The following is a 16946-nucleotide window of genomic DNA, read 5'->3' as shown; positions in this document are numbered from 1 at the left end:
TAAATAAAATGCATTGATTACGTCCAATATATTTTATCAATTCTGCCAATGAATACCAAAATCTATTCCAAATTATTTAGTGTCCTCTGCAATTAAAGCAAAATCTAAATGTCTTTTTATTAGGTCCGTATTCTTAACCATAACGGTTACTTCATCACCTAAGGTATATTTTTTCTTGGTACGTTCACCAATAATTGCGTATTCTCTCTCATCAAAGATAAAATAATCTCCCTTGATGTCCCTTATACGAATCATACCTTCACATTTATTTGAAATAATTTCCACATATATTCCCCATTCGGTAACCCCACTTATAACACCTCTAAATTCTTCATCTTTATGGTCTTGCATAAATTTGATCTGCATATACTTAATGGAATCTCTCTCAGCACTTGATGCTAAATATTCCATATCGGAAGAATGCTTACATTTTTTCTCAAATTCTTCCGCATTTGCAGATTTACCACCATCTAAATAATGCTGTAATAACCTATGCACCATTACATCTGGATATCTACGAATAGGGGAAGTAAAGTGAGTATAATAATCGAAAGCCAAACCATAATGACCAATATTATCAATGGTATAAATAGCCTTACTCATACTACGTATGGTAAGTGTATCCACCATATTTTGCTCTCTTTTACCTTTTACATCTTCCAATAATTTGTTCAAAGAAGAACTAATGGTCTTTTTATCCTTAAAATCCAATTTGTGTCCAAATCTTGAAACAATACCGTTTAAAGCCATTAATTTATCTGGATCTGGATCATCATGAATTCTATAAACAAAGGTCTTTTTAGGTTTTTGTTTACCAATAAATTCGGCAACCTTTCTATTTGCCAAAAGCATAAACTCTTCTATAAGTTTGTTGGCATCTTTAGATTCTTTAAAGTATACACCTACTGGTTCGTTATTTTCATCAAGATTAAAACGTACTTCAACCTTATCAAAAGATAAAGCACCTTGATCCATACGTTTATCACGCATGATCTTAGCAAGTTCATCCATTTTTAAAGTAGCTTCCACAACTTCATCAGAGACCTTATACGCAGTTTCTCTTATAGAAATTTCCTCCGGAATTTCTCCACTACCTGTTTCAATAATATGTTGCGCCTCTTCATAAGCAAAACGCTCATTGGAATCTATTACAGTTCTACCAAACCATTGATTTCTAATAGTGGCATTTTCATCCAATTCAAAAATTGCTGAAAATGTATATTTTTCTTCATTAGGCCTTAAAGAACAAGCATTATTAGACAACACCTCTGGTAACATTGGTACCACACGATCTACTAGATATACCGAGGTAGCACGTTCGTAAGCTTCATCATCTAAAATGGTATCTTTTTGTAAGTAATGAGATACATCTGCAATATGAATACCTATTTCATAATTACCATTTTCCAATTTTTGAAACGACAATGCATCGTCAAAATCCTTAGCATCTTTAGGATCTATGGTAAAAGTAAGTACGTTGCGTAAATCTTTACGCTTTCTAATCTCTTCCTCTTTAATACTGGTATCTAAACCATCTGCAAACTTTTGTACATCTTCCGGAAAAGAATAGGGCAAACCGTACTCCGCCAAAATGGAATGAATTTCCGTGTCGTGTTCACCAGGAACACCTAAAACTTGAGAAATTCTACCAAATGGAGAATCTACATCATCTGGCCAATCTGTAATTTCAACCAATACTTTTTCACCATCTTTTGCATCGGCCAATTTATCCTTTGAAACAAAGATATCTGTATACATTCTAAAATCTGTAGGTCTTACAAAAGCAAAAGTTTTCTGCATATCAACAATACCCACAAAAGTAGTTTTATACCTTTCAAGTACCCTAACTACTTCACCTTCAAGTTTTTTACTCTTTTTTCTAGGATATATAAAAACCTCTACCTTATCTTTATGAAAAGCCTTGTTCAATTTATTTGAAGGTATAAACACGTCATCATCCATACCATCTACCACAATATAGGCATGACCTTTACCGGTTAAATCTACGGTACCTTCATAATAGGTCTTTGTATTCTCTAAAACTTTAAACTGACCACGATCTACTTCTTGAATTCTTTTTTTCTCTTTTAGCTGCGTAAGCCTTTTAATAAGAGTATTTCTATCTTGAGCATCGGTAATATTTATCTTAGCGGCAATTTGCTTATAGTTGAAACTTTTATTCGGTTCCTTTTCAAGAACGGTAAAAATTCCCTTAGTAATTTCGTTCTTTCTATGATTCTTCGCCTTCTTATTTCTTTTCGACATTAAACTTTTAATTTGTTGGAAAATTACGAATTATAATCCACTACCTGTTACACAACCATTTATTGAAAAGTTAAGCAAACTAGTTGTTATTAACATATATATCATATAAGACATTTTTTCTTTTAAATTAAATTAAAAATTAATGATTATTATAGCTTGTTAATATCTAGAATAACTTATTTAGATTTTACTTGACTTTATGAGATACTAATAGTTGTTGACAATAACTTTTATAAAACTATAATTGAATATCAGTATTTTGAGAAGTTATTAAACACAGTTTATAAGTGCTATTAACATGAATTTATTAATAACTAAATGTAATTTTAATGTTAACTAGGATTAGATTTTTGATGAAAATGAGCTAAAACTTTCTAATATTTAAATTCGTGTTAAGAAGATTAAAAGTGTAAGCAGATGTCAACATTAAAAAGCAAATATTTTAGCAACTTTTTCTAAACAATTTATGCAATGGGTAAACTCGTTTATAACATACTAATTAACAACTATTATTATTTAGTTGGTAACAATTGTTGTGAACCCCCTGTTTTTTGTTGTGAACCCCTGATTATTGTACCTTTAGCTTAGTTTATTAACTACCCCACAGCAAATAAACATTGAATAATTAACCTTAAACTATTATGCATATGAAAATTGCTATTGGTAATGACCATGCGGGTACAGCTTATAAGTTAGCTATTATAGGTTTGCTAAAATCTTTACAAGTAGAAGTTATTAATTATGGAACAGATGGTACGGATAGTGTTGATTACCCAGATTTTGCGCACCCGGTTGCTTTAGATGTTGAGGAAGCTAATGTAGATTTTGGAATATTGATCTGTGGAAGTGGTAATGGGGCATGTATGACGGCAAATAAACAACAAAATGTTAGAGCGGCGTTATGCTGGACAAAGGAAATTACGAAATTGGCAAGAGAACATAATGACGCCAATATATTAAGCCTGCCCGCAAGGTACATAGCACTACCTCAAGCACTTGAAATGGTATCTACTTTTTTAAATACTTCTTTTGATGGGGGTAGACATGAACGAAGAATTGAAAAGATTCCTATTCAATAAATAGTTATTATAACTATGTTGATAACCTAAATTAGTTATTATAAGTATTTGAAAATAAATATGTTACATGGTAATAGATATAAACATAAGAAGTTAATTGAATAGATTTATGCTAGATATTAAAGTAAAAGGTTTTAATGAATTTAATAGTGTAGAACTTTATAATGTGCTGCAGTTACGAAGTCAAATTTTTGTAGTTGAACAAGATTGTGTTTATTTAGATATTGATGGTAAAGATGATAAGGCATTACATGTAATAGGGCTAAGTAATAACAAAGTAGTTGCTTACACACGCATATTTAAGCCAGGTATTTATTTTGAACAAGCTAGTATTGGTAGGGTGGCCGTTCATGAGGATTATAGAAAATTTGGGTATGGTAAAATAATTATGCAATCCTCTATACAGGCCGTTAAAGAGCATTTTAATTGTACTGAAATAAAAATTTCCGCTCAAAAATATCTAACCAAGTTTTATTCAGATTTGGGTTTTACCGCAACAGGAGAAGATTATTTGGAAGATGGCATACCTCATATAGCAATGATCAAAAAATAATAAGTCCGCTCATAGCGGACTTATTTTAAATAATTCTTTTAAGGTGATTATATTTTGATAGGCGTCTTATTGCTTAGGTTAATATCCTCTAACATATTATCCGTAAACTTATAATGACCTTTGGTGGTTATAATTCTAAATCTATTAGAGTTCATTCTACTCAAGGTATCTAAAAACAACCATTTGGATTTTAATAACCTAGTTTTTGGTGATTTTAAACTAATATCGAAATAATATTTTCTACCATTTTTAATAGCTACTATGTCTGGAGTAACGTTGTCATCTTTCCCTTTTCTAACGTATGATTTTGGAGTTTCATAACCTTCAATATCAGCCTTAATATTTTCAAAACCAGTGGCTTCTAAATGTTGTATAGACTTTTCTAAAAATGCTGTGTTTTCTGACTTTTCTACTTTTACCATACCTAATAAGATAATAAAAAAAGTGACAATTCCTAATTTTAAACGTTGATTAACAATATGTTATGTTTATCAACATCAATATTTAGGAATTAATGGAAATACAGAAATGAGGAATAAAATTAAAAAGAGAGCACTAAAATATTAGATATGCATGTTTAAATTATGCTTCCATAATTTTTTCAGATAGTACTTTTCCTATTTTTTTAACCACACCTACCACTAAGGCATTACCCATAAAAAAAGCTCTTTTAGTATTAGAAATACCTTCTAGTAATGTATGGTTATCTGGGAACATATTTAAGCGTTCCAATTCTACGGGAGTTAATCTACGAAGACCATTTTTAGTGTTGATAACATGTTTAAACCGTGATGGGCTTTTACCGCCCTCACCGGTAATAATGGTTCTTGAAGCATTATCCAATGCATCTGGAAAAACCATACTACCTTCATTGTAATGATATATAAATCCAGATTTTGAAGTTCTGGTTTCTTTTTTAGCACCTTTTAAATAGTGCCATTTATCATGATCTTCTTCCGGAATATAAAATTCGTTTAAAATAGATTCTTTCTGTAGAATATCTCCCAAGACTGTTCTTTTTCCAATATAGCTAGCTGTTGTTTTGGTAGTATGAACCTTTCCTTTTATAAAAACTCCGGTATTTTGAAATGGAGATAATTTTTCGCCCAAATTAAAATTTTCTGACAGTGCTACCAGATTATCTTTAATATCAAAAGATTGCATTTTAGAGGAAGTACTGGTAATAGGAAACGCTGTTGCTATAGTTCCTTTTTCAAAAATCCACTCTGCGGCTCCGGCTTTTTTAAATTTTTTATAAAGCGGAGTAGATTTATGGTATCCTAAGAAAAAAATACGTCTTCGTCTTTGTGGCATTCCATAATCCGCAGCGTTAATAACCCTCCATTCTACTGCATATCCTAAGTCATCAAGACTTTTTAGCATAATGGCAAAATCTCTACCACGTTGTGTAGAAGGAGATTTCAGCAAGCGATCAACATTTTCTAAAAACAGGTATTTAGGAGGATGTTTTTTTTCAGATAAAATACGGTGAATACTCCACCATAGCACTCCTTTTTTACCAATTAGTCCTTTAGAATTATGAAGGGTAGTTGCTACCGAATAGTCTTGGCAAGGAAAACCTCCTACCAAAATATCGGCATCTGGAATTTCTTTTGTAGGAACTTCCGATATGTCTTGATTACGGTGGTTGTTTGATCCAAACCTAGCTTCGTACACCTTAGATGCATGTTGCATTTTTGTGCTGGGTTCAAATTGATTGCTCCAAACTACCTCAAAATTGTCAGTATCTTCTAATCCTAAGCGAAATCCACCTACACCTGCAAAAAGTTCTATGACCTTTAGTTTCTTCATTTGCGATAAAATTACATAATTTCACAAGGCTATTACTATTAGAAATTGTTTAAGGATGAAGAGAATATTGCTAACAAAGGCTTTTGTATTGATTTTGATTACTTTAAATAACTCGTGTGGAGTTCGTATGGGTCAAAAGAAAGTTCTTGCCAGTGAGATAGAACAAATTAAGAATACGTTTGCTCCAGATAAACGAACTGCGTTATTTAATATAGATGTTTTAGATGGTCCTTCAGGATTTACTTTAATAGGTGAAACAAATTTACCCAGGGCAATTGATTCTTTAGAAGCTGTTTTAAGTGAAAAGGGGATAGTGGCTACCAATGAGGTTAACGTATTACCTGCAGATAACCTAGAGGGTATGACAAAGGCAGTGATAAACATTTCTGCCGCCAATCTAAGAAGTAACCCTAAACATTCAGCAGAATTGGCAACTCAGGCTACTTTGGGTACAGTGGTCAATGTACTTAAAAAAGAAGGGGATTGGTATTTGATACAAACGCCAGATAAGTATTTGGCATGGGTAGATCCCGGTGGAATTCAGTTAATGAACAACGCTGAGATTACAGCATGGAAATCATCAGAAAAGATTATTTATACCAATACCTATGGGCATGCATTTAGTTCTATAGATGCAGTGAATAGAATATCTGATATTGTTGCAGGAAGTATTTTAAAATTAGTGGGTAGTGATGAAAGCCATTTTAAAATAGCATTTCCAGATGGTAGACAAGCTTATATTTCAAAAGATGAAGCACAAGAATATGAGACTTGGTTATCTAGTTTGGATTATACGGCAAATTCGCTGATAGAAACCTCTAAAACATTAATGGGTGTTCCTTATTTGTGGGGCGGTACTTCTACAAAAGGTGTAGATTGTAGTGGTTATACAAAAACCATTTATTTTTTAAACGGTATGGTTATACCACGTGATGCTTCTCAACAAGTACATGCTGGTAAGCCAGTAGATTCTATAGCAGATTTCAGCAAATTGGAAAAGGGAGATTTATTGTTCTTTGGAAGAAAAGCTACAGACTCAACCGCAGAAAAAGTTGTACATGTAGGTATGTGGATCGGGGACAAACAATTTATACATTCTTCTGAAATGGTAAGAATAAGTAGTGTGGATGAAGAATCTCCAAATTATGATGCCTTTAATGTAGGTAGGTATTTAAGAACTCAAAGATTATTAAATGAAGATGACCCATTGCTTCAAAATTTAACGATCAACCAACCGATCAAAGATTAAAAGGAAGTTTACTGAAAACTGAAATAGGTGGTTCATCGAATTTAAGAGAAAAAGTATAACATAGTAATTATGTACCCGTTTTATGATAGATATCTATCAATTACGTGTCATGAAAAAAACGTTTCTTTTAGTTTTAATCAGCTGTTTTGTAGGGTCATATATGGGCATTGCCCAAAAAGATGTTGCTACCTTATATTTTAAAGATGGTAAAAAGCTTACAGGTTTTGCTAAACTCATTAATGGTGATCAAGTAAAATTCAAAAAAAGCAAAAGTGACAAAGCGGAAAAATTTCACTTTGAAAATCTAGAACAAGTAGTAATTAATGATAAGGAAAAAGCCTCTACCTATATCTATTTAGAAACCCGTAAAGGCTATTTCAATGTGGTGCGGGAATTGGAGATAGGTACTGTTAATCTATATGTTCTTGAACAAAAAGGGTATTCTTCTCCAATGTTCGTAGGTGGTGCAAATGGGCAAATGAACATGATGCATGGTAATTACTATGATATAAAAAATCTATATGTAAGTAAAGGAGTAAATGGTGAAGTAACCCATTTAGGTTCTAATCAGCTCTTTAGTAAAAACTTTAAGAATGCAGCTTCAGATTACTTTGCCGATTGCCCAGAATTGGTGGCAAAAATTCAAAATAAAGAATACAGGAAAAAACATGTAAAAGACATTGTACACTTTTACAATCTTAAATGTAATGGACAACATGTGGTTTTAACAAAGTAAAGTAAAACACCTTAAGGCAAGTCCATGAGGCATTCAAAGGAAACAAACTTTTAAATTCCAGGCAAGCCTCGGGGTATTATACCCTTTGGTGGTGCCTATAAATAATATCGTAGAAACAGGTTAATTCTTAGTTATAAACTCACGAATATCTTTACTTAATTTTATTAGATCTGGTTCATGGGTGTACATCATATGACCTGCTTCATAATACTTCATTTCAACACGTTCCTTAACAATTCCGTTTCTATCAAAAGTATATTCAGCATCAAAAAACGGAGTAATCAAATCATAGTATCCGCTGGCTACCATTACTTTCATAGCAGTATTTCTACGCATGGTTTCACCTAGGTCAGGAGCCGTATTAACAGGCATGGGTTCCCAGTATTGACCATCTGGTACCGTTCTCCATCTCCAATTAGAACCTCCACCAGAAGTAATATACGGTCTATCCATTTTTACCTTTAATTCTGATGCAAAATAATGATTTAAGCTTGCGGTATAGGCAGCGCTTATTTGATAACTGGCTGCATCTCCCAAATGTGGTTTTTCAGATACTTTATCCTCTTCATTTCCCATAAATCTTCCGTCAAGTCTACCAATTGCCAAACCTTTATCTTCTAATAGTTTCTTCTGAAAACGGCCCATTAGAATTCTCAAATTAGATTGTAGAATATATGTTTTATCCAATCCAGTAAAATAAGAGAGTTTTTCTGCCAAACTATTCTTTTCCGGATCACTTAAAGAATTGCCTTTGTATAAAGCTGGCACATAGGTATTGTATGTAAAATCTCTACATTCCTGTGTAAAACTTTCCAATGTTTTGCCTTGCCCCGCTTTTTTATGGTACCAAGCTGTTGCCGCCATACTTGGTAAATAGGTAATGAATGAAGTTATGTTATTAGATATAGATGTTGAGCCTGCATAATCTAAAGCTTGGGAAATTAAAATCATTCCATTTAACGCCATATTTTGACCAGAACCTTCTAATGCTTTTCCAAGAGCGGCGGCACGTGTTGTTCCGTAACTTTCGCCAGCTAAATACTTAGGTGAAAACCAACGTTCATTTTCGGTAACCCATTTTCTAATAAATTGGGCAAAGGAATTTACATCTTCTTTTAACCCGTAAAAGTCTTTTCCTTCACCTTTCCCTACCAATCTGCTGTAACCGGTACCTACTGGATCTATAAAAACCAAATCTGTAATATCTAATAAACCATGATCATTATTTACTAAATGGTAAGGTGCCGCACCATCATCTGATTTGGCATCAGAATCTACTTTTACAACCTTGGGTCCAAAGAATCCCATATGTAACCACATTGAAGCAGAACCTGGTCCACCATTGAAGACAAAGGTTACCGGCCTTTTGGTAACATCTCCTATATTGGTTTTAGTATAAGCAACAGACCAAAATGTAGCTATAGAATCTCCTTCTTTATTTGTCAAGTAAGTTTCTTTTGCTGTAGTGGTGTATTCAATGTTTTTACCGCCAAAAACCCCTTGGTGTTTGGTAACAAAAGATTTTGTTGGGGGTATAGGTTTTATATTTTTCTCATTTTTTGAGCTTTGTCCATAAAGCGATGGAATTAGTAAAAAACAAACGGTAAGAAAGAATAGATTTCTCATGATATATTTTAGTAAAAGTAGTTTTGTTAGCTCTTTTAAAAGTAGCATAATATTTCTACGTATGATCCTCTTATTAAAAATCAAAGGTATTTTAATGAAACCTACATTTCTAACAACCTAACATTGAGTATATTTAGAAATAGAATAGTATTGTTTTATATCAATTTTTATAGCAACTATATGAAAACAACGTTACGTAAACAACATACCATGATGTCAACATTATTCTTTGTGATCGGATGTGGTATTGCCAGCTCACAACAATTAAATGATGGTTGGGAAACCATGTTCAATGGGAATGATTTAAAAGGATGGACCACAAAAGTACATCATTATGAAGTTGGTGATAATTATGCTGATACCTTTAGGGTAGAGGATGAGATCATAAAAGTAAGATATGATAAGTATGAGGGTGATTTTAATAATAGATATTCTCATCTGTATTATGATCGTCCATTTTCCGATTTTCATTTAACTATGCAATATCGTTTTGTTGGAGAGCAGTATAAAGGAGCACCAGATTATACTATTCTTAATAGTGGTGTCATGTTTCATTCACAAGACCCAAGAACTATGTTGAAAGAACAAGATTGGCCTATTAGTGTTGAAATGCAATTTTTAGCGGGAGTGGAAGAAGGTGTAGAACGACCAACAGGTAATATGTGCTCACCAGGTACAGATGTAGTTTTTGAAGGTAGAATAGACCCAAGGCATTGTATAAATTCTACATCGGATACCTTTTACGGGGATCAATGGGTAACCGCAGAATTAGTTGTATATCATGATTCGTTGGTTAAACATATTGTTAATGGTAAAACAGTATTGGAATACACAAAACCACAAATAGGGGGCGGTGTGGCAACCGGTTATGATCCTAAGATGAAACAAGATGGTAAACTTTTAAAAGAAGGATTTATAGCATTGCAAAGCGAGGGTCAACCTATTGACTTTAAGAATATTAAAATACGCAACTTAAAAGGCTGCACAGACCCTAAGGCATTGAATTATAAGGAGTACTATAAAATTTCAGATAAAGGGGCGTGTACTTATGAATAGGTCTAATTTAAAATAGCACTGTATTTTGAGTTATTGCTTAATAGTTCTGTTGCTGCTAAAATAGCTTCGTCATTATTCAAGTAATATTGGTACAGGCCATCTCTATAAAAATAGCGCTTTACTATTTCATCTTCTAAATTCTTTTGAATTTCGCTTTGGTATTTATCCAACGCATTAAGTTTGCCTTTTTCAATGTTGGCTAGCAACGTTTTGTAACTATCCTTAACATCTGACCCTAAAAAGTCGTTCTCGTCGCCTGAGAGTGCTTTTTTAATAGCTTGTTCCGCCTTAGTCTCAAAAGAGAAGCTACTTTGCTTTACATAATTTTTAAAAGCATTAAAATCGGCATCTGTAAATTTGAAATCGTTTACATCTGCATAACTGTGGGTGTAATGGTAGTCTGTGGCATAATCAAAAATGACATTGTTCTGTAAAAGTGCCAAGGTAAGATCATTGGTTTTAGAAGTGGCTACTTCAATATCTGGCAAAATACCACCGCCATCTTGTACTTTTCTACCATTACGCGTAGTAAAATCATTGAACGTAGTATTACGTACGGCATTGCCACTTTCATCTCTGTTCCAATAATCCAAAGATTGTATGCAACGACCAGATGAAGTATAATATCTAGAAATGGTAACTTTGAGTTGTGTACCGTAAGTTAATTTTAATGGGCGTTGTACCAAACCTTTACCAAAGCTTCTTGCACCCATAATCACTGCTCTGTCTAAATCTTGTAAACTACCAGATACAATTTCACTGGCAGAGGCGCTGCTACCGTTTACTAAAACAACCAGTGGTATTTCTTCATCTACAGGTTGGTTGTTGGTGTGGTATTCTCGGTTGAATTTTTTAACCTTTGATTTTGTAGTCACCACAAGCTCTCCTTTTGGAACAAATAAATTGGTAACATTAATAGCTTCAGATAACAAGCCACCAGGGTTGTCCCTTAAATCCAAAATGATTTTTTCGGCACCTTTTCCTTTAAGGTCCAATAATGCCGCTTTAGTTTGATCGGTAGCTTTCGCATTGAATTTTGCAAGAACAATGTATCCAGTCTTGTTATCTATCATTTTAAAGAACGGTACGGCATCTACCTCAATACCTTCACGGGTTATGCTGGTAGTTTTTAATTTGCCCTGTCTTTTGTAAGTAACGGTGACTGTAGATCCATTAGCTCCTTTTAAAAGCTCACTGGCGTTATTTTCAAAATCTGCTACTTTGATATCTCCGATCTGTATTAATTCATCACCAGCCTTTAATCCTGCTTTATCTGCCGGGTAGCCTTCATGTGGTTCAATGATTAATAATCTATCATCAAACGAACGTACCATGGCACCAATACCAGAATATTCACCGGCATTGTTTATACGATACGTTTCAACATCTTGTTCGTTCAAAAATTTGGTATAGGGATCCAATTCATTCAGCATATTTTTAATGGCGGTATCCATTAATTCTGCCGGGTTGGTTTCATCCACATAGTTCATGTTCAATTCTTTGAACAAGGTGGTAAAGATTTCAATTTGCTTAGCTATTTCGAAAAAATCACTTTTATAACTACTTCCAATGAAGAGAAAGGCAATGGCTATTATGGGTACAAGTACTTTTTTACTTAATATTTTTTTCATCAATTTGTAGCTTAAACTTGTTTAAAACGAGCTTCATTTTATGATCTAACTGCTCAAAGGTGGGCATATCCTTACCAAGGTATAAAAATAGAAACGCAAAGTTAGCATCTGTATTGTTAAAAACCTCTGCTTTATTACGTCTATAACTCTCTCTAAGTAAGCGCTTGATCCTGTTTCGATCCACTGCGCTCTTAAAATTTCTTTTAGATACGGTGACTGCTGATTTAATAGAAATCTCTTGCTTTTCCGTAGATAAATAAATCAATTTCAAAGGGTATACAGAAATACCTTTACCCTCTTCAAATAATTGGGTGATGAGTATTTTGCTTTTAAGTTTTTCCTTTTTTCCGAAGGATTGATCCATTATAAAAAATGCATTAAAAAGAATTAGCCCCCAAGTTGGGGGCATAAATATCTTAAACTTTACAAGAACTTACTATTCTGCTTGCCAAACATTATTCTCTAAATTAACATCTGCCATTAATTGAGAAGGGTCTATCACTATGGCTTGAATAGAAGATATTGGTTTTTGAATCTCAAAATCATAAGTTGGATAAGCCCAAGCCCAATCTTTGATAACCGTTCTTTTAATACCCTCATAAGGGTTTTCCTTTTCACCGCGCATCATTTGTAAAGGAGCATAGAAAGTTTCTCTGCTGCCATCATTATACACAATCAATATATCTAAAGGCATTGGCATTAAGCCTATACGTTCTAAGGTTACTTTTGTAACATTGTCTTCAGCGGTAACCGTTTTTATACCGTAATCAATGGTATTGGTAGTTTGTGTCCAATCTGTTAAGTACCAATCTAACTCAACACCGGATATTTTTTCTGCAACACGTTTAACATCGTTTGGTACTGGATGTTTAAATTTAAATTCATCGTAATAGGTACGAATTGTTTGCATCAATTTATCTTGACCAATTACATAACCTAGTTGAGAAAGGAAAATAGATCCTTTACTGTATGCAGAAATGCCATATGCAAAGTTAAGTGCATAACGATCGGCATGTGTTGTTTGTGGCTGTTCTTTGCCAGACAACGCTAAGTTTCTATAACCTTTGTAAGTGCTCTCGAACGGATTTTCCTTGTCCAAATCCATTATTTCACTCATACAAAGTTTAGAAATGAAAGAAGTAAACCCTTCATCCATCCATTCATGCTTGCTTTCATTTGTTGCCAATATATGTTGAAACCAAGAATGTGCAAGTTCATGAGCCATTACACCAACCAAACTACCAAATTTGCGATCACCCGTAATTAAAGTTGACATAGCATATTCCATACCACCATCACCACCTTGAATAACAGAGTATTGGTCATATGGATATTTACCAATATTCTTACTGAAGAACTCCATTGCCTCAATGGTCTTAGGTTGAAGATTTTTCCAGTTCTCTAATATTTTAGGATCATCCTTATACAAAAAATGTAACACAGGACCGTTAGGCACTTGTTGTATATCATGAATATAATTTGGATCTGCCGCCCACATAAAGTCATGTACCATTGGTGCCTTAAAGTGCCAAGTTAAGGTCTTACCTTTTTGCTTTTTAACTTTTGTACCGGGAGTTTCATATCCATGCCCTATTTCATCGGCATTTTGTAAATAACCAGTTCCGCCAACGGTGTAATCCTTATCAATAGTCAATTTTACATCAAAATCTCCCCAAACACCTTGAAACTCTCTAGCTATGTACGGATCGGCATGCCAACCTTCAAAATCATATTCCGCTAATTTTGGATACCATTGGCTCATAGATAAGGCAACACCTTCTTCGCTATTTCTTCCTGAACGTCTAATCTGTAACGGCACTTGACCTTTAAATTCCATATTAAAAGTAGACTTGGCACCTGCAGGAATGGGTTTTGCAAGGTCAACCACCAATATAGTACCTTCTTCAGAAAAAGAAACTTCGCTACCATCTTGTGTCAAAGAAGTTGCATGTAAATAGCCTTGTTCACTTTCTGCAAGCAAAGCTATTCTACTTTTCTTATCAGCCGTTGTCATTCTACCATCTGGGTCGGCTATGTTCTGTAGGCGAATATCCATTTCACTACCTGGTTGAAAAGCATTGAAATACAAATGAAAATATACTCTTTTAAGCTCATCTGGAGAGTTGTTGGTATACACTAGTTTTTGTGTACCGGTATACTGAAAATTATCAACATCCATGTCTACGGCCATGGTATAATCTACATGTTGTTGCCAGTAATTTGTAGTATTTTGGGCGAATACTGCCATAGAGCATAAAGCCGTAAAAAATGTGAGAAATGATTTAGTCATCTGAGTTATTTATAATTAAAGTTTAATCTGACCTGCTGCAACTTTACTCGCCATTACCAAGGCGTTATACGCGTTTGCAATTTTACCAGAGGTAGAGATTTCATCTAAAGAAGCACTTTTGCCGGTATTTTTACCTAAAACCACTTTTGTTTTAATTGGAAGTCCTGATTGTAAAATTATTTTCTTCACCTGCGCAGCCGTTAAACTTGGATATTGAGACATAACCAAGGCGGCAACCCCTGCAACACCAGGTGCGGCCATTGAAGTACCTGGAGAATATTCATAATCATTGTTTGGGTAAGTAGAATAGATATCTGTACCCGGGGCAAAAATATCGACATTTATTTTACCATAGTTAGAATAGCTAGCTACAAGCTCTGACCCATATTTAGGGTTTAAAGCACCCACCGTAATTACGTTATCTGCAATTTCAGGTCCGTTGTTAACTTGGTCATTTGGGAAGTTGGCGTTAACAGGATTATCAAGATCGGCACCATCATTACCGGCAGCATGTACAAAAAGTACGTTATTATCTGCAGCATATTTTATGGCATCATAAACCCATTGTGCATTTGGAGAAAAAGACTTTCCAAAACTACCGTTTATAATACGTGCACCATTGTCAACGGCATATCTTATACCTCTAGCAATATCTTTATCATATTCATCTCCGTTAGGTACTGCCCTTATGCTCATAATAGCTACATTGTTGGCAACACCGTTAACCCCAATTCCATTATTACGTTCAGCACCAATAATACCTGCTACGTGCGTACCATGGCTCTCATCATCTACCCTGTTCATTGGGTTGCCGTTACCATAATCTACATCTGTAAAATCATAAGGATCATCACCAACGCTCTCACGACCGTTAAAATCTTTGTTTAGATTGTAGTTCAGTTGCTCTGTGTAATATTTGATACCGTTGTTCAATTCTTCAAGAACTTCAGGTATAGTATCTTTTATACCGAACATTTGATTTAGAATGGCAATATTACGCTGCATGGTTTCATCGGTCGCGGTAATAGTGGCTAAATCTTGTTTAGTATACGTATCCTTTTTCAAGTATTTCCTTACGTCCGCATCGGCATTTTTTACTGCCTGATATATAGATTCATATTGTTCTTTACCTTGAAGAGCTTCGTTATATTTAGAATCAAGTTTGGTTTTTGCCTTGGCTAAAGTTGCTGCATCGCCTATGTTTAAACGAAGCATACGAACATATTCCAATTGTTCATTATATGACTCTCCTAAGAAATTATAGCCATGTATATCATCTATATAACCATTACCATCATCGTCTATACCGTTACCGGGTTTTTCTTTTGTATTGGTCCATAAAACTCCGTCTAGATCTTCATGGTCGAGGTCAATTCCAGAATCTAGGACGGCAACTATGGTTTTTGTTCCCTTTTTGTTTTTAATGATTTCTGCGTAAGCTTTATCTACACTCATACCCGGTATGGTATCTGTTACCAGATCCAAGTGTCCCCAATTATTTTTTTCAGCTGTTGTTAAATCTGAAATCTTTAAAGGAGTAGCATCAATGTTTTCTACTGGAGTAAGAATTAAACCGCTGCTAGTGGCTGTATTTGTGCTTCCGCATCCTGAAATTACGACCGCTAATGAAAGGGCAAAGATTGATTTAAGAGATGTATTTGTCATATAAGGGAAAACGTTTAGTTAATGTTTATCGTTAGAATTTAAAAGTGTAGAGTTAGTTGAAGAGCTCGTTGAAAGTATATACTTGATCCAACCTAACTCCTCTTTCTGTATGTTTTAAGGTACAAAGTTGATTGTGTGCATCGTGTTCAAAGAATAAGTAGTAGTTATTTTCCACAGCTTCATTTAAAAATATTTCTTTTTCGGTCATAGTAACCAATGGTCTGGTATCATAGCCAATAACATAGGGCAAGGGAATATGACCTACCGTTGGTATAAGATCTGCCATGTAGGCTATGGTTTTGTCTTGATAGGTAAATTGTGGCAACATTTGTTTCTCCGTATGGCCGTCTACAAAACGGATATCAAAACCAAGCTGACTGTTCTTTAAAAAGCTATTATCCGTTGGGTCAATAAAAGTTAATTGTCCACTTTCTTTCATGGGATATAGGTTTTCTTTTAAAAAAGAAGCTTTTTCCCTAGGGTTAGGTTCGGTAGCCCATTTCCAGTGTTTTTCATTGGTCCAAAACTTGGCATTTTTAAAAGCGGGTTCATACCCCGTTCTATCTTTGTTCCATTGGATTGCACCACCAACATGGTCAAAATGAAGGTGGGTCAAAAAAACATCGGTAATATCATCTCTATGAAAACCATATTTATTTAAAGATGAGTCTATATTAAAATCTCCCCATCTGTAGTAGTAACCAAAAAACTGATCAGATTGTTTATTGCCCATACCGGTATCAATTAAAACTAACCTGTCCCCATCTTCTATCAAAAGACTTCTGGCGGCAATATCAATTAAATTGTTTTCATCTGCAGGATTCGTTCTTTGCCAAATGGTTTTAGGAACCACCCCGAACATTGCACCACCGTCCAACTTAAAATTACCAGTTTCAATGGGATAAATTTTCATAAGGGGCAAAATAGTAAAAGTGTACCAAATCTTATGATTATTAAGAAGATATTATAATTTAACCTGGATAA

At 34.2% G+C, this 16946-nt stretch carries 14 protein-coding genes; 5 read left to right on the top strand and 9 right to left on the bottom strand.

The window, feature by feature from the left end; all coding sequences use genetic code 11:
- Positions 1–72: 72 nt before the first annotated feature.
- Positions 73–2265, bottom strand: coding sequence for a ribonuclease R (rnr, locus tag B2Z27_RS17260; RefSeq protein ID WP_210708610.1), 2193 nt, complete (start codon positions 2263–2265; stop codon positions 73–75).
- A gap of 647 nt (positions 2266–2912) precedes the next feature.
- On the opposite strand from rnr, the gene B2Z27_RS17255 reads away from it, so the two are divergent.
- Complete coding sequence (locus B2Z27_RS17255) at positions 2913–3344, top strand: RpiB/LacA/LacB family sugar-phosphate isomerase (protein ID WP_286814606.1); 432 nt, start codon at positions 2913–2915, stop codon at positions 3342–3344.
- Between the two features lie 109 nt (positions 3345–3453).
- Positions 3454–3897, top strand: coding sequence for a GNAT family N-acetyltransferase (locus B2Z27_RS17250; RefSeq protein ID WP_210708611.1), 444 nt, complete (start codon positions 3454–3456; stop codon positions 3895–3897).
- 47 nt (positions 3898–3944) lie between these two features.
- Here B2Z27_RS17250 and B2Z27_RS17245 read toward each other — a convergent pair whose 3' ends face one another.
- Both B2Z27_RS17245 and dcm read right to left on the bottom strand, forming a co-directional pair.
- On the bottom strand, positions 3945–4319 hold the full coding sequence (locus B2Z27_RS17245; RefSeq protein WP_058104594.1) for a hypothetical protein: 375 nt from the start codon (positions 4317–4319) through the stop codon (positions 3945–3947).
- Between the two features lie 160 nt (positions 4320–4479).
- Entirely contained in the window at positions 4480–5709 is a 1230-nt protein-coding gene (gene dcm, locus B2Z27_RS17240; RefSeq protein ID WP_286814605.1) for a DNA (cytosine-5-)-methyltransferase, read from the bottom strand.
- Between the two features lie 55 nt (positions 5710–5764).
- On the opposite strand from dcm, the gene B2Z27_RS17235 reads away from it, so the two are divergent.
- Together B2Z27_RS17235 and B2Z27_RS17230 are read left to right on the top strand one after the other, a co-directional pair.
- Positions 5765–6958, top strand: coding sequence for a C40 family peptidase (locus tag B2Z27_RS17235; protein WP_286814604.1), 1194 nt, complete (start codon positions 5765–5767; stop codon positions 6956–6958).
- 109 nt (positions 6959–7067) lie between these two features.
- On the top strand, positions 7068–7694 hold the full coding sequence (locus B2Z27_RS17230) for a hypothetical protein (protein WP_286814603.1): 627 nt from the start codon (positions 7068–7070) through the stop codon (positions 7692–7694).
- 120 nt (positions 7695–7814) lie between these two features.
- On the opposite strand, the gene B2Z27_RS17225 is transcribed toward B2Z27_RS17230, so the two are convergent.
- Positions 7815–9320 (bottom strand): S10 family peptidase, encoded by a 1506-nt coding sequence (locus B2Z27_RS17225; protein WP_286814602.1) that lies wholly within the window; start codon positions 9318–9320, stop codon positions 7815–7817.
- Positions 9321–9500: 180 nt separating this feature from the next.
- On the opposite strand from B2Z27_RS17225, the gene B2Z27_RS17220 reads away from it, so the two are divergent.
- The gene (locus B2Z27_RS17220; protein ID WP_286814601.1) at positions 9501–10376 is read left to right on the top strand and encodes a 3-keto-disaccharide hydrolase; all 876 of its coding nucleotides are present in this window, start codon (positions 9501–9503) and stop codon (positions 10374–10376) included.
- A gap of 2 nt (positions 10377–10378) precedes the next feature.
- Here B2Z27_RS17220 and B2Z27_RS17215 read toward each other — a convergent pair whose 3' ends face one another.
- The 5 genes from B2Z27_RS17215 to B2Z27_RS17195 form a co-directional block, all read right to left on the bottom strand.
- Positions 10379–12007, bottom strand: coding sequence for a S41 family peptidase (locus B2Z27_RS17215; RefSeq protein WP_286814599.1), 1629 nt, complete (start codon positions 12005–12007; stop codon positions 10379–10381).
- On the bottom strand, positions 11988–12371 hold the full coding sequence (gene rnpA, locus B2Z27_RS17210) for a ribonuclease P protein component (protein WP_210708616.1): 384 nt from the start codon (positions 12369–12371) through the stop codon (positions 11988–11990). The genes B2Z27_RS17215 and rnpA overlap by 20 nt, the downstream gene beginning before the upstream one ends.
- A gap of 72 nt (positions 12372–12443) precedes the next feature.
- Entirely contained in the window at positions 12444–14297 is a 1854-nt protein-coding gene (locus B2Z27_RS17205) for a M1 family metallopeptidase (RefSeq protein ID WP_286814598.1), read from the bottom strand.
- A 15-nt stretch (positions 14298–14312) separates the two neighbouring features.
- Entirely contained in the window at positions 14313–15962 is a 1650-nt protein-coding gene (locus B2Z27_RS17200; RefSeq protein WP_286814597.1) for a S8 family peptidase, read from the bottom strand.
- 52 nt (positions 15963–16014) lie between these two features.
- A complete protein-coding gene (locus B2Z27_RS17195; protein WP_210708619.1) occupies positions 16015–16875 on the bottom strand; it encodes an MBL fold metallo-hydrolase in 861 nt (286 codons plus the stop codon).
- Positions 16876–16946 lie beyond the last annotated feature (71 nt).

Origin of the sequence: Maribacter sp. UBA3344 (genome assembly GCF_002362375.1) — a bacterium.
In the GTDB taxonomy this organism is placed as follows: domain Bacteria; phylum Bacteroidota; class Bacteroidia; order Flavobacteriales; family Flavobacteriaceae; genus Maribacter; species Maribacter dokdonensis.
This window is presented reverse-complemented; position numbering and strand designations above follow the sequence as displayed.

Excerpts from the sequence above, each read along its gene's own strand:
- rnr (WP_210708610.1), bottom strand. The coding sequence starts at position 2,265 with ATGTCGAAAAGAAATAAGAAGGCGAAGAATCATAGAAAGAACGAAATT.
- B2Z27_RS17255 (WP_286814606.1), top strand. The coding sequence starts at position 2,913 with ATGAAAATTGCTATTGGTAATGACCATGCGGGTACAGCTTATAAGTTA.
- B2Z27_RS17250 (WP_210708611.1), top strand. The coding sequence starts at position 3,454 with ATGCTAGATATTAAAGTAAAAGGTTTTAATGAATTTAATAGTGTAGAA.
- B2Z27_RS17245 (WP_058104594.1), bottom strand. The coding sequence starts at position 4,319 with ATGGTAAAAGTAGAAAAGTCAGAAAACACAGCATTTTTAGAAAAGTCT.
- dcm (WP_286814605.1), bottom strand. The coding sequence starts at position 5,709 with ATGAAGAAACTAAAGGTCATAGAACTTTTTGCAGGTGTAGGTGGATTT.
- B2Z27_RS17235 (WP_286814604.1), top strand. The coding sequence starts at position 5,765 with ATGAAGAGAATATTGCTAACAAAGGCTTTTGTATTGATTTTGATTACT.
- B2Z27_RS17230 (WP_286814603.1), top strand. The coding sequence starts at position 7,068 with ATGAAAAAAACGTTTCTTTTAGTTTTAATCAGCTGTTTTGTAGGGTCA.
- B2Z27_RS17225 (WP_286814602.1), bottom strand. The coding sequence starts at position 9,320 with ATGAGAAATCTATTCTTTCTTACCGTTTGTTTTTTACTAATTCCATCG.
- B2Z27_RS17220 (WP_286814601.1), top strand. The coding sequence starts at position 9,501 with ATGAAAACAACGTTACGTAAACAACATACCATGATGTCAACATTATTC.
- B2Z27_RS17215 (WP_286814599.1), bottom strand. The coding sequence starts at position 12,007 with ATGAAAAAAATATTAAGTAAAAAAGTACTTGTACCCATAATAGCCATT.
- rnpA (WP_210708616.1), bottom strand. The coding sequence starts at position 12,371 with ATGGATCAATCCTTCGGAAAAAAGGAAAAACTTAAAAGCAAAATACTC.
- B2Z27_RS17205 (WP_286814598.1), bottom strand. The coding sequence starts at position 14,297 with ATGACTAAATCATTTCTCACATTTTTTACGGCTTTATGCTCTATGGCA.
- B2Z27_RS17200 (WP_286814597.1), bottom strand. The coding sequence starts at position 15,962 with ATGACAAATACATCTCTTAAATCAATCTTTGCCCTTTCATTAGCGGTC.
- B2Z27_RS17195 (WP_210708619.1), bottom strand. The coding sequence starts at position 16,875 with ATGAAAATTTATCCCATTGAAACTGGTAATTTTAAGTTGGACGGTGGT.